General features: G+C 69.1%; 9 protein-coding genes. 7 read left to right on the top strand and 2 right to left on the bottom strand.

The window, feature by feature from the left end:
• The first annotated feature begins 18 nt into the window (after window positions 1-18).
• A complete protein-coding gene (locus CACI_RS20410) occupies window positions 19-1476 on the top strand; it encodes an MFS transporter (protein ID WP_015792720.1) in 1458 nt (485 codons plus the stop codon).
• A gap of 341 nt (window positions 1477-1817) precedes the next feature.
• Here the strand turns inward: CACI_RS20410 and CACI_RS20405 are convergent, their stop codons facing one another.
• Entirely contained in the window at window positions 1818-2183 is a 366-nt protein-coding gene (locus CACI_RS20405) for a hypothetical protein (RefSeq protein ID WP_015792719.1), read from the bottom strand.
• A 177-nt stretch (window positions 2184-2360) separates the two neighbouring features.
• On the opposite strand from CACI_RS20405, the gene CACI_RS20400 reads away from it, so the two are divergent.
• From CACI_RS20400 to CACI_RS20375, 6 genes are all read left to right on the top strand, one after another.
• Complete coding sequence (locus CACI_RS20400; RefSeq protein WP_223297594.1) at window positions 2361-2678, top strand: hypothetical protein; 318 nt, start codon at window positions 2361-2363, stop codon at window positions 2676-2678.
• Window positions 2675-3532: a hypothetical protein gene (locus CACI_RS20395; protein ID WP_015792717.1), complete on the top strand. Its 858-nt coding sequence runs from the start codon at window positions 2675-2677 to the stop codon at window positions 3530-3532. Before CACI_RS20400 ends, CACI_RS20395 begins: the two co-directional genes overlap by 4 nt.
• Before the next feature lie 378 nt (window positions 3533-3910).
• Entirely contained in the window at window positions 3911-4306 is a 396-nt protein-coding gene (locus tag CACI_RS20390) for a roadblock/LC7 domain-containing protein (RefSeq protein WP_015792715.1), read from the top strand.
• A 108-nt stretch (window positions 4307-4414) separates the two neighbouring features.
• On the top strand, window positions 4415-5830 hold the full coding sequence (locus CACI_RS20385) for an MFS transporter (protein WP_015792714.1): 1416 nt from the start codon (window positions 4415-4417) through the stop codon (window positions 5828-5830).
• 187 nt (window positions 5831-6017) lie between these two features.
• Window positions 6018-7217, top strand: a complete 1200-nt coding sequence (locus CACI_RS20380; protein WP_015792713.1) for a hypothetical protein — start codon at window positions 6018-6020, stop codon at window positions 7215-7217.
• Between the two features lie 17 nt (window positions 7218-7234).
• Window positions 7235-9538 carry a jacalin-like lectin gene (locus CACI_RS20375; protein ID WP_015792712.1) on the top strand — a complete coding sequence of 768 codons (2304 nt, stop codon included), beginning with the start codon at window positions 7235-7237 and terminating at the stop codon, window positions 9536-9538.
• A 160-nt stretch (window positions 9539-9698) separates the two neighbouring features.
• On the opposite strand, the gene CACI_RS20370 is transcribed toward CACI_RS20375, so the two are convergent.
• Window positions 9699-12242, bottom strand: coding sequence for a SpoIIE family protein phosphatase (locus CACI_RS20370; RefSeq protein ID WP_015792711.1), 2544 nt, complete (start codon window positions 12240-12242; stop codon window positions 9699-9701).
• Window positions 12243-12786 lie beyond the last annotated feature (544 nt).

Raw genomic sequence — 12786 nt, 5'->3', positions numbered from 1 at the left:
ATCTGGAGCCGTCGCATCATGCCCAGACGCCCGGCGGAGACTTCGCGTCCCCACTACAACGTCATCTTCGCGGTCCTGCTCATCGGCATCTCCGCCTACGCGGTCCTGCAGTCGCTCGTCGCCCCGGTCCTGGCGACCTTCATCACCGCCCTGCACACGACGCAGGACACGGCGACGTGGCTGATGACGGCCTACCTGCTGTCCGCCTCGGTCGCCACCCCGATCCTCGGCCGCATCGGCGACAAGGTCGGCAAGGAGCGGATGCTGGTCCTCACGCTGCTCGCGCTGACCCTCGGCTCGGGGCTGGCGGCGCTGTCGCACTCCGTCGCCCTGATGATCATCGCGCGCGCGATCCAGGGCCTCGGCGGCGGACTGCTGCCGCTGTCCTTCGGCATCATCCGCGACGAGTTCCCGCCGGAGAAGGTGAACTCCGCGATCGGTCTCGGCTCGGCGACGGTCGCCGTCGGCGGCGGTCTCGGACTGCTGATCGCGGGCCCGATCGTCACGCACCTGAACTACCACTGGCTGTTCTGGATACCGATGGTGCTGACCGCGATCGCCACCGTCGCTTGCTGGCGCTTCGTGCCGGAATCCCCGGTGCGCACGCCCGGGAAGATCAGCTGGGGCGCGGCGGTCCTGCTCTCGGCCTGGCTCGTGATGCTGCTGCTGGCCGTCAGCGAGGGCCCGACCTGGGGCTGGGGCTCGACGAAGGTGATCGGGCTGTTCCTCGGCGCGGTGGTCTGCCTGCCGCTGTGGATCCTCACCGAGCTGAAGTCGAGCGCGCCGCTGATCGACATGCGGATGATGCGCCTGCCGGCGGTGTGGACGACCAACGTCGTGGCGCTGCTGTTCGGCGTCGGGATGTACACGGTGATGACGTTCCTGCCGCAGCTCGTGCAGACCCCCCGCGCCACGGCCGGCTACGGGCTCAGCGCCAGCATCACGCAGTCCGGCGTCTACCTGCTGCCCATGACGATCGGCATGTTCCTGCTCGGCATCGCCGCCGCGCCGCTGGCCAAGCGCATCGGGCTGAAGGCCGTGCTGGTCCTCGGCTGCGCGGTCAGCATCCCCGGCTTCGCCGCCCTCGCCTTCGGGCATTCGCAGGGCTGGGAGATCTACCTGGCGTGCGGACTGCTCGGCATCGGCATCGGCCTGGCGTTCGCCTCGATGTCCGCGATCGTGGTCCAGTCGGTCCCGGCCGCGCAGGTCGGCGTCGCCAGCGGCATGAACGCCAACATCCGCACCATCGGCGGCGCGTTCGGCAGCAGCGTGGCGGCGAGCGTCCTGGCCACCGGCGTCACCGCCGCCAACCCCCTGCCGAAGGACGCCGGCTACACGCACGTGTTCTGGCTCCTCGCCGCCGCGGCGGTCCTCGCGACCCTCGCGGCCCTGATCATCCCGGCGGTCAAGGCGCGATCGGCGCCGACCATCGACGAGCTGAGCGTGGACGACGGCGCGGTTCCCGCCGCCGCTTAGCGACCTGCGGGAGCAGCAGTAACAGCAGACGACAGACAGCAGACAGCAAGATCAGGGTGCTGCGGCTCCCTGCGCGCGGCCGAAGGCGGGTGCGGTGCAGGCGCTGAAGGGACCGTCGTAGCCAGCACAGCCGCGACGGTCTCTTCGGCCGTCGCGGCGACCCGATTGCTCGCCGCGCAGTGAATATGGGCTCTCACATAGCGTGTTCGCGCGGGGTCCCGACAGTGGCGGCATCGACCCGCGCGCTCAATAGTCGGGCCGATTAATTAGGGACATTCATCGCGGATATCCCCGTCCGACATGTCGCATTTATCGGCCCGCTTCTGTTAAGACGCAGCCATTCAGACCTCTATTTGGGACCCTATGCGCTTGAGCTCATGGCGGGCCAGGGCCAGGTTTGCCCGGGAACGGTCGAGGGCGAGGTAGAGGAACAGCCCGACGTCGGTGCCGGGGAGCAGGCGGATCACGTGGTACTGGCCGGTGAGCGTAATGAGGATGTCCTCGACGGTCTCGTTGAGTCCGAGCCGCGCCAGGGTGCGCATTTTGGCCCGGACGACCTCGGTGTTCCCCGCCGCGGCGACCTCCAGGTCCAGGCCGGGCCCGCCGCCCAGGTAACCCAGCGACATGCCGCTGTCGTAGTCGACCAGGGCGACCCCGAGGGCGCCGTCGACCGCCATCGCTTCTTTCAGTGCGCCTTCGATGTTCATCGGACTTCCTCCCGAATTCAGTTCACGACTCTTGATCACGACCTCGCGGCATAAAGGATGCGAGCCTCGCGGTTAGTCCGGTTGACGACTAAAGTAACGTGACACATATCGCGAAGTGAAGGGGTTCCGGTGCCCAGACTCGAAATGTCGCTCTCCGCAGCGTTTGAATCTCCTGGAGTGATCGGGGCTGCTTTGGTCGATGCGGTCACGGGTCTGGCATACCGTGCGTCGGGCGACTTTTCGGCGGTCGGCGAGGCGCACGAGACCGCGGAGCTGACCACGTTGATCGCAGAGGGTTTGCACGAGGCCGGGGCGGCCGGCGAGCTGGAGAGCGTCGTGGTCACCACCAGCGGGCTGCACGAGATCGTGCACGCCGTGCCGGGTCGCGCGCCGCTGAACAGCGTGGTCCTGGTCCTCGCCCTGGAGCGCGAGCGGGCGAATCTCGCCCTGGCTGTCAGGGAAACCGCTTCGTTGGCAGAGAGCATCCTGACATGAGCCAGGCGCCACGCAACGTTCCGGCATTGTTGGTGAAGCTGTTGGCGGAAGACTTCACCGGCGCGGTCGAGGTGTCCGGGACGCCGGGCGGGACGATTCATCTGCGGCGCGGACTCGTGATCGCGGTGGACACGCCGAATGCCCCGTCCGTCGAGACGCTTCTCATCCGCTCCGGACGCATCGACGAGGACGGCTGGGCCGCCGCGATCACGCGCCGAGCGACAGCCGCAGCCACAACCACCGCCACCGCCACCGCCACCGACGAAGTCAGCGACCTGAACTCGGTGCTCATCGACCTCGGCTTGATCGGCCAGGGCGAACTCGAGGCCGTCTGCATCGGCGCGGTCTACGACGCCGCCTTCGCCATGGCGCTCAATCCGGCCGAAGGCTGGACCGTCCACGACGCCGCCGTCCCTCCGGAGCTGGTGACGTGTCCCGGCGAGTCGCCGCGCGGGCTCGCCGACGAGACCTCGCGCCGTATCAATGCCCTGACGCGCAGCTGGGGATCGCTCGCCGAGCTGGCCGGCGCCCGCTGCCGTCCGGCGGCGCGCATCGACCCGGCGCTGCTGACCGCGCGGCAGCAAGCCGTACTGCTCGCGGCGAACGGCCGGCGGACCGCGCGGGACATCGCGTTCTTTCTGGGCTGCGGGGTATACCCGGCGATGCTCGACATCACGCGCCTTCGTGCGCGGCGCCTGCTGGAATGGGAAGCGCCGCGTACCACGGCTCCCCCGAGTACGGCGCGACGCGTCGCGCCGGTGGAGCGCCCGACAGACGAGAAGGCGACGGCGTTGCCGCGCCGGATTCGTCGCGACCGATCAAGTGAGGACACAGGCGGGAGGGACAGTTTATGAGCGGTGAAGACGACGGCGCAGAGCTGGTAGAAGTGGAAGAGGACGGAGAAGGCGAGCCCGAAGCATCCTTAGGCGAGCCCGAAGCGCCCGGCGGCGAGCCTGAAGCGCCGCCCGCGACCCGACAGGCAGCCCTGCCGCGTCGCGTACCGTCTCAGAGTCCCAGTCGCACGGCGCCGGCTGTGACGCAGCCTGCCGAGCAGACCGTGCTCCATCTCCTGACCATCCTCAAACGCCTTCCCTGACCGTCGAATCCGCCCACCTGTCTACCTCCCTAACGACCTCAACCCCATACCGACCTCTGCCACCTGCCGAACTGCCGACCGCCACATCGGCCGCGCGACATACAGCCGCACGGCTGCCCATGCCGAGGAGCATGCTGTGAAGCCACCGACATCGTCCATTGCCTTGGTCAGCGAGCTGCGAGCGCTGCGCGAAAAGGTCGTGGGTATCACCGACAGCATCATCTCCACCGCCGACGGCTTGCTCGTCGCCTCCGAGTCCGACAACGGATCGGGGGAACAGGAATCGCTCGCCGCGCTCTGCGCCGCCGGCGTGGCGCTGGGTACGCGCACCGCCGCGCACGTCGGGCTCGGAGGTCTGCGCGAGTCGGTCATCCGGGCGGCCGGCGGGCATGTCGTCTTCGCCTCGATCGGGGAGAACGCGCTGCTGGCCGTCGTCGGCGACGAGGGCCTGGACCTGGCGAACCTGCGGCGCGAACTGCCGGGGGCGGTCGACGTGCTCGGCAAGCTGCTGGCGGCGAACGCCACGACCTGACCCGACAGACCGGGCCCGACGGGGATGCGCTTGAGTAGACGCAACGTTGCGTCTACTCTAAAGGCATTCCCGGGGCTCCCGCGCCCGGCCTCGCAGAGAGCACCCCGCATGATCGACAAATCTCACCGCGCCAAAGCACTGCTGGTCGCCGGGTGTTTCTTCATGGAGATGCTCGACGGCACCATCGTCACCACCGCCGCGCCGCAGATGGCCCGGTCCCTGCACGTCAGCTCCTCGGCCATCGGGCTGGTCATCACCTCCTTCCTGCTCACCTTCGCCGCGCTGATACCGCTCAGCGGCTGGCTGACCCGCAGGTGGGGCACGCGGCCGGTGTTCCTCGCCGCGATCGCCGTGTTCACCGCCGCCTCCTTGGGCTGCGCGCTCAGTACGACGCTGCCGGTGCTGATCGCCATGCGGGTCCTGCAGGGCTTCGGCGGCGCGATGATGGTGCCGGTCGGACGGCTGATCGTGTTGGCCGGCGCGGAGAAATCCGACCTGCTGCGGCTCATGGCGTACATCGTGTGGCCGGGGTTGATGGCTCCGGTCGTGGCGCCGCTGGCCGGCGGGCTCATCACGACCTACGCCTCCTGGCCGTGGCTGTTCGGGATCAACATCCCGCTCGGCGTGGTGGCGTTCGCCATCGCCTGGCGCGTCGTGGAGGCGGCGCCCACCGAGCGGCCGCCGCGGCTGGACCGGCTCGGCGTCGTGCTCACGTGCCTCGGGCTCGGCGGCCTCACGTATGCCGCGCACCTGTTCTCCGACACCGACATCTCCTGGGCCACCGCCATCGCCACCGCTGTGGTGTCGGTCGTCCTGCTCGCCGCGGCGACGCGCCACCTGTTGCGGACCGAGGCGCCGCTGGTGAATCTCAGGGTCCTGCGGATCGCGACGCTGCGGACGTCGGTCAGCGGGGGTTCGGTGTTCTGGCTCGTCGTCGGCGCCGGACCGTTCCTGCTGCCGCTGCTGTTCCAGAACGTGTTCGGCTGGAGCGCCGTGAAGTCCGGGGCGGTGGTCCTGTTCATCTTCGTGGGCAACATCGGCATCAAGCCGGCGACCACACCGATGCTCAACCGCTTCGGCTTCCGTCCGGTGCTCGTCGCCTCCACGCTGGTGATGGCGGCGGCGATGGCTGCCGCCGGGCTGCTCACCGCCCACACGCCGATCGTCCTCACCTGCGCGCTGATCCTGCTCAGCGGCATCGCCCGCTCGGTCGCGCTGACCGCGTTCAGCACCATCGCCTACAGCGACGTCGGCCCGGAGGAGATGCGCGACGCCAACTCCATCGCCGCCACCGCCTTCCAGATGTCCGCGGGACTGGCGATCGCCGTGAGCACCATCGCCCTGCGCGCCGGCGGACCCTTGGGACGGCTGCTGCCGGGAGCGCCGAGCGCCGGGACCGCCTACACCGTCGCGTTCCTCATCCTCGCGCTGTTCTCGCTGAGCGTGACGGTGACCGCGTTGCGCATGCATCCCGACGCCGGCGCACGCGTGCGGCGCGTGCGGCCGGTCGCGGCGCGTCCGTGAAAAACGATGCCGCCGAAGCAATTCCGCGCTGAAAACAGAGGCCTGCTTTTCCCCCTTGTCGAGAGGATGCCGCCGCACACGTCACCCGTCACAGTGAACTGTGAATTGATGCCCGGTATAGGGCTATATGCCGGGTAGACCCCGTTCGTGGCAGGCGAGTGCCGGCCGGAGGAACGGGAGGGAATTCATGGGCAATGTGTTCACCGTGTGCTTCAGCGGAACATCGTGCACACGGGACGAGGGAGAGGTATCACGTCCCGGCAGCGACAAGGACATCTACGACCCGGCGACGGGCTATATCCCGGTCCGGATCCACAAGGAGCTCACCGGCAGTCTGACCGCGACCAGTCCGAGCGTGACGGTGCGCGGCGTCGGCGAGAACGACTGGGCGGTGCCGCGCAACAACAGCGAACCACTGGTGTTGGACGGTCCGCTCAGGGCGCCAGCCGATCTGCTCAAGGACGCCAAGCCGTACTCCGGCGGCGATCAGCGTTCGAGGGTGTCCGCGCTGTCGGGGTGGGACGCCGCCGCGCTCGCGCTGCACGCCGCGAACCTGGCGGCACGCAGCGGGGCGAAGGCGTTCAACTTCATCGGGCACAGCCGCGGCGCGGTGGAGTGCGTCATGGCCGCCTGGTTTTTGCAGGCGTACGGCTCGCCGGAGGTGCAGGCCGTCCCGGTGCGCATCCTGGCGATCGACCCCGTTCCCGGACCGGGCAACTGGTACGGGATCTTGACCCAGCTTCCGCCGAACGTCGTGGAGTACGTCGGCGTCACCGCCTGGGACATGCTCGACACCGGCTTCGACGGCGTCGTGCCGCGGCCCAACGCCAAGATGGCGGGCACCTCGCAGACCCTGAAGCTGGGCACCGGCAGCTGGACCAAGCTCGCCGACAACTACCAGCTCACCGATCCGCTGGCGCCGGCCAAGAGCGGCATGGGGCAGCCCACCGGATACCGGCTGTTCGCCTGCCGGGGACGGCACGCGACGGTCGCGGGGAACATGACCAGCAACGGTGAGTACAACGCCGCGGACGTCAACGCGAGCGCCGCGCGGGTGCCCGAGCTGGTCTACCGGCTCGCGCGCGCCTACCTCACCAGTTGGGGCTCGGAGTTCAAGGTGAAGTCCGGGGTCGACACCTACTCGCTGCCGCTGCGGCAGCAGATCAACCTCGACCAGGCGGTGTTCGACAACATGGCCGGCGGACCGCTGCGCGACAGCGTGCGGCCGGGGCGGCCGTACGTGCGTCAGGTCTCGTCGATATCCGGGCGCAATCCGTTCAACACGTACTACCTCGAAGACGTCGTGGGCGATCCGCCATACCGGCAGCCGTACCCCGTGACCGCCGCCCGCACGGGCGCCGGCTGGGTCGACTGGACCTTTCTGTAGAGGCGAGGGGGGAAGACATGAGCGAGATCGACAGTGTGCAAGCAGAGATCCGGAACTACTACAACCAGCGCACCGGACGTAACTACGTGCGCCTCATGGACACGCCGCGGGTGTGGGGTCTGCCGTTCGGGCAGGCGATCATGCCGCAAGCGTGGACCCGGCAGGGCGACTACCAGACGGCGCTGGAGGAGGTCATCCAGAAAGCCCGGTACCGGTGCGACCTTTCGTCGCTGAACACCCCGGACCCGGACTGGGCCGGCATCGTCATCGGCGCCATGGACACCGCGCTGAGCACGCGGATGAACCGGACCGCGCCGACGCAGTTCCGGTTCCTGTTCGGCCAGACGCCGCTGGTGCCGATCGGCGAGCCGACCAACTACACGCTCTTCAAGCAGGCTCTGGTCCGCCTGGTGCGGGACCGGGGTCATGCCTGGGAGCGGATGCCGGACATCTGGCTGGGACGTTTCTACGCGCTGCGCGAAGGGTTCCTGGACGCCCTGCAGCTGAAGGTTTTCGGCGCCGACTTCTTCGGCGGCGACGGGTCGAAGATGACCTGGAACCACTCGAAGATCGTCGTCACCGACGGCCTGGAGGCGTTCGCCGGCGGCCACAACCTGAACATGGACCTGTTCCGGAGCTACCCGCCGGTCCACGACGTGTCGGCGATCGTCCACGGTCCCGGCGCCGCCGGTGCGCAGGGCTACCTGGACCAGCTGTGGGCGGTCGGCGGAGACCTGCTGACGCAGGAGCAGCTGGATCCGGTGAAGGTGGTCTGGAACGGCCGCAACCCCGCCAAGTCCCGGCCGAACAACCCCCTGACCGGCAGGGAAGCCGCGGCGTGGGTGGCGCAGCAGCAGCAGGCGCTGGTGCGGTGGCACGAGTCGAACCCCACTCCCCCGCCGACCCCGCCGCCTCCGCCCCCGCCGCCGCACGACTTCCACACGCAGGATCTGCAGCAGCTTCCCGAGCTGGTCCAGGACTGCTTCCCGCTGCGGGTCGTGCATCCGCCGTTCGCCGGGCTCAAGGAGTACAAGGCGACGACCGGGATGCTCGCGCTGGGCAAGTACTGGCGCAGCAGCACCGATTTCCAGGGTGCTTCGGACATCATGAAGAAGCAGCTGATCCTGAACGCGAAGCGCTCGATCAAGATGTCGCAGATGGACCTGATCAGCGCCTGGAAGAAGAACTGGTCGGACCACGTGGTCTGCCAGTGGGTGCTGGAGGCGCTGCTGGCCAACAAGTCGCTGAAGGTGGAGGTGGTCGTCTCGCCGTTGGACGCGGGCGCCGGCGCCGAGGGCGACCAGTACTCGTTCGGGTCCGGTGCGGTGCGCACGTTCGACCTGTTGAAGTACTACATGACGCACGACGTGGCGACCGACGCCGTGCTGCCGGACCCGGGCGGCGCGCGCAAGGAGGCGCTGAAGCGGCTGTTCGTCGCGCCGTTCTACTACACGAACCTCGTTCCCCCGGGGGACAACATCGAGGGCGACACGTACAAGTGGCCCAACCTTCCGAAGGAGGGATACACCGCGACGCTCAAGCAGCCGCCGCTGAGCGAGGAGCCGCCGAAGCACGGGGTGATCGGCAGCGCCGCGATGTCGGTGCTCAACGCCAGCGGCTACATCTACAACAAGGTGCCCTCGGCGCCGGGCAACCACGCGAAGCTGATGATCGTCGACGACGAGGCGTACGTCGTCGGGTCGGACAACCTCTACCCGGGGTCGCTGGCCGAGTTCGACTACCTCATCGAGGGTCCCGACGCGGTGAGCGAGCTGCTGAAGGTGTACTGGGAGCCGTTGTGGCGGTACGCCGGACCGCACGCGCGGACGCTGGACAACGACCCGCCGGCGCCGGCGTTCCGCCTCGGCCCGGCCGGCGCGCCGGGCACCACGTTCGACGACACCTCCTCGAAGCAGCGGATCTCGAGCATCGATGTCTACCACGGCGAGATCGTCGACGGCATCCGCGCCACGCACGCCGACGGCAAGGTCGATCCGCTGCGCGGCGGGAACGGCGTGCCGGCCGACAGCGCGCGGAAGACCACGGTGACCTTCGACGTCACCGACCCGCTGGTCGGCGTCTCCGGCGAGTGGGGGACGTGGTACGGCGGCCGGTACATCACGAAGATCCAGTTCCACCGGCGCAGCGGCGCGGTGAGCGCGGTCTACGGGACCGGGAGGTCCGCGACGAACGTCCAGCGCTTCGATCTGCAGGCGCCGAGCCCGCAGAGCCAAGAGGTGACGGGGTTCTTCGGGGCTGTCGCCGCGGCTGACAACAACAAGGCGCACTGTTTGGCGGCGATCGGGTTCGTGGTTCAGTAGCAGGGTTCTGTGTAGGGCGATCGGCGTTCAGTGGATGGCGATCGGGGATGGGCGATCCGGACGGCGCGTGGCTGCGCCGCCCGGATCTGTCGTGGTTGACCGCCTGATTGCCTACTCAGCGGCTCAGCGAGTCAGCGGCGCGGCGGCTCGGCTCGGCGGCTCAGCACACCTTCACCCCGATCAGACAAGTGTCGTCGTCGGTGTCGGCGTTGCTGTGCAGGAGCAGGTGCTCCAGTTGCTCCTCCAGGGCGTCGATACTCGGATCGACCAGGGCGAGCAGGTCGTGCAGCGATTCCTCGATGTCGCGGTCGCGGCGCTCGATCAGTCCGTCGGTGAACAGCAGCAGCGTGTCGCCGGGCTGGAGTTGCAGGGTCTGCTCGCCATAGCGGGCGTCGCCCAAGGCGCCGAGGAGCACGCCCTCGGGCATCGGAGGGACGATCGTGGTGCCGTCGCGGACCAGCAGGGGTGGCGGGTGACCGGCTCGGGACCAGCGCAGGGTGCGGTCTTCGGGGTCGTAGATACCGCAGACAACCGTTGCGGTGACTACGTTTCCGGACATGTGGTGAGCGACAGTGCCGAGCCAGTTGAGCATCTGCGCGGACGTGGCGCCGGTCGCCGCGAGGCCGCGCAGGGCGTTGCGCAGGGCGACCATCTCGGTGGCGGCGTCGATGCCGTGCCCGGCGACGTCGCCGACGACGAGCAGGATGCGCTTGTTCGGCAGGACGACGGCGTCGTACCAGTCGCCGCCGACCAGGTGGCCCTTCTCGGCGGGGCGGTATCTGGTCGCTATCTGCAGTCCCCAGGCATCGATCATCGTCGGCGCGACGGGCATGATCGCGCGCTGGAGGCGCAGGGTCAGGCGGTTGCCTTCCTCGACCTCGCGCTCGGTGTGCTCCAGGCGGTCGCGGGTGGCGGCCAGGGCGATCTCCGTCCAGTGCTGGGCGGAGACGTCTTGGCAGGCGCCGCGGATGGCGGTCATCGTGCCGTCTTCCAGGACCGGTTCGGCGACGATCCGGATGTAGCGCTGGACTCCGTCGCTGCGCAGGAGGCGGAAGGCGGTGGAGGCGGGGCTGCGGTGGTGCAGGATCGTGCGGATGAAGCGGGAGATCGCGGCGACGTCGTCGGCGTGCGCGTGCGCGGCGAGGTCGCGGATCGGGACGGGCTGGGCGGTCCCGGGCAGCGCGAACAGCTCGAGCAGTTCGGTGCTCCAGATGACCTCGCCGGTGAGCAGGTTCTCTTCGAAGCCGCCCATGCGGCCCAGGCGCTGGGCGTGCTGGAGCAGGCGCGCCAGGCGGGCTTCCTCGTCCTCGGGATGCCAGGTGAGGACCAGGCAGTTGCCCAGGCGGCTGATGCCGACGGTGAGGGAGGTGGAGACCGTGATGCCGGCGATCAGGGAACGCAGGACGATGCGGTCGTGGTGGAAGGGCTCGCCGGTGGCGTGGACGTGCTCGACGCGCTCGAACAGCCCGCCGTCCTCGGCCGCCATCGGGTAGGCGTGCAGGAACGGCAGGCCGAGGATCGCCGCGGGCGGGCGTCCGACGGGGTCGATGAAGCGCTCGTTGGCGTGGACGATGAGGAAGTCGGTGAGGCGGCCCGCCTCGTCGTGCTGCGGCTGGAGGATGAGCGCCGGCTCGAGGAGACCTGCGAGGAGGTCTTTCAGGCCGGGGTCGATGGAGCCGGAGCCAGTGCTGGCTGTGGCGCCGGCGCTTGACGCGCTGGAGGTTCCAGCTCCCGAGTCGGCGGCGGGGATCACGTCCAGAGTGTGCGCGCACAACTCGGCGAGCGCGTCGAGCTGGCGGTGCACGGACTGCGGCAGCTCACCGACCGGCCCGGGCCAGCAGACCTCGAGCACGCCGAGCAACCGTCCGCCGAGCTGCGCCGGAATCGCGACGCGCGTGGCCTCCTCGCCCAGAGTGCGCTCCCCGATGCTGGGCGCGCGCAGGGTGACGGGCCCGGTGCTCCAGTGGATGGCACGCGTCTGAATCGCACGCTGAGCGGCGGTCTCGACGCCGGGCGGCGTGTGATGCCAACTACGCGCCTCGTTGGCAGGGAAGCCGGAGTACCCGGCGAGCAGCAGCGACCCATCGGCAGCCAACGCCCAGATCGCGAGCGCCACGGCACCCAACGGCGCCAGCGCCTGCCGATGCAACGACCCGGCGGCGGCGTGCACATCAGAGGCGGTGAGCACACCGGCCTCGGCCGCGCGCAGACGCACGTTCAGGGAAAGCGCACCGGAGCCGTAAGAGCTGCGGTCGGCATTCCCGACGTGGGAAACGTGCCCGACCGGATCGCCGGCAATCTCGTTGACGATATCGGCAGCAAGCTCAAGCACCGGCAACCCACTACGCTCAGCAAGCTCCTCAAGCTGACGAGCGGCAGCCGCAGGCGCAACCCGCAGCCGCTCCATCAGAATGCCGCGCGCCAGGGCGATCAGCACCCGAACATCGGCGTCAGCCTCGGCATCATTGAGCAGATTCTGCAGGCGACTGACGGTCGCGGCCAGGCGACCGATGCCGGCGGCGGGGACGCGGGCACCGGCAGCGGCGGAGGTAGGAGCGGATGAGGTGGTTGATCGTTGGCCGCCACCAGCAGCCGCTGCCGCAGCCAGCGCCGCATCGGCCTGCGCACTGGTCTCGATTGCATCAGCGCCGAAAAAGCCAGCAGCATGAACATCAGCCGATCCACCAGCCCCCGCACCGACCACCAGATCAGTCCCAGGCAACCCGGCCGCCAACGCAGCAGCCGCAGCCAACGCCGCATCAGCCTGCGCACTGGTCTCGATCGCATCAGCGCCCACGAGGCCGGCAGCACCCATAGCCGAGCCGACAGCCTCGCTCACGCCAGCTGCCCGCGCACCGGCCGACCCCTCAGCCGAATCAGCAGCACGTGCACTGGCCTCGCTCAAGCCACCTGCTCGCGCACCGACCGACCCCTCAGCCGCGCCGACAGCCTCGCTCGAACCATCCGCCTGCCCTCCGACCGAGCTCTCGCCCGAATCAGTAGCCTGCGCTCCGACATCAGCCGAGCCATCTGCCCGCGTGCCGACCGATCTATCATCCGAACCAGCAGCCTGCGCGCCAGCTTCCGCCGAGCCTTCCGCCTGCCCTCCGACCGAACTCTCGCCCGAATCAGCAGCCTGCGCTCCGGCATCAGCCGAGTCACCTGCTCGCGCACCTTCCGCCGCCTCAGCCGAATCAGCAGCCTGACTCCCGCCCGGACCAGCCGTGTCGTCCTCCCCGTGGGCGTTG

The sequence above is a fragment of the Catenulispora acidiphila DSM 44928 genome (genome assembly GCF_000024025.1).
In the GTDB taxonomy this organism is placed as follows: Bacteria; Actinomycetota; Actinomycetes; order Streptomycetales; family Catenulisporaceae; genus Catenulispora; species Catenulispora acidiphila.
The sequence above is the reverse complement of the archived record's forward strand: the minus strand, read 5'-3'. Positions and strand labels throughout refer to the sequence as shown.

Bases quoted from the DNA above. Each gene is read 5' to 3' on its own strand.
- CACI_RS20395 (WP_015792717.1), top strand. From the start codon at position 2,675: ATGAGCCAGGCGCCACGCAACGTTCCGGCATTGTTGGTGAAGCTGTTG.
- CACI_RS20375 (WP_015792712.1), top strand. From the start codon at position 7,235: ATGAGCGAGATCGACAGTGTGCAAGCAGAGATCCGGAACTACTACAAC.
- CACI_RS20410 (WP_015792720.1), top strand. From the start codon at position 19: ATGCCCAGACGCCCGGCGGAGACTTCGCGTCCCCACTACAACGTCATC.
- CACI_RS20405 (WP_015792719.1), bottom strand. From the start codon at position 2,183: ATGAACATCGAAGGCGCACTGAAAGAAGCGATGGCGGTCGACGGCGCC.
- CACI_RS20385 (WP_015792714.1), top strand. From the start codon at position 4,415: ATGATCGACAAATCTCACCGCGCCAAAGCACTGCTGGTCGCCGGGTGT.
- CACI_RS20380 (WP_015792713.1), top strand. From the start codon at position 6,018: ATGGGCAATGTGTTCACCGTGTGCTTCAGCGGAACATCGTGCACACGG.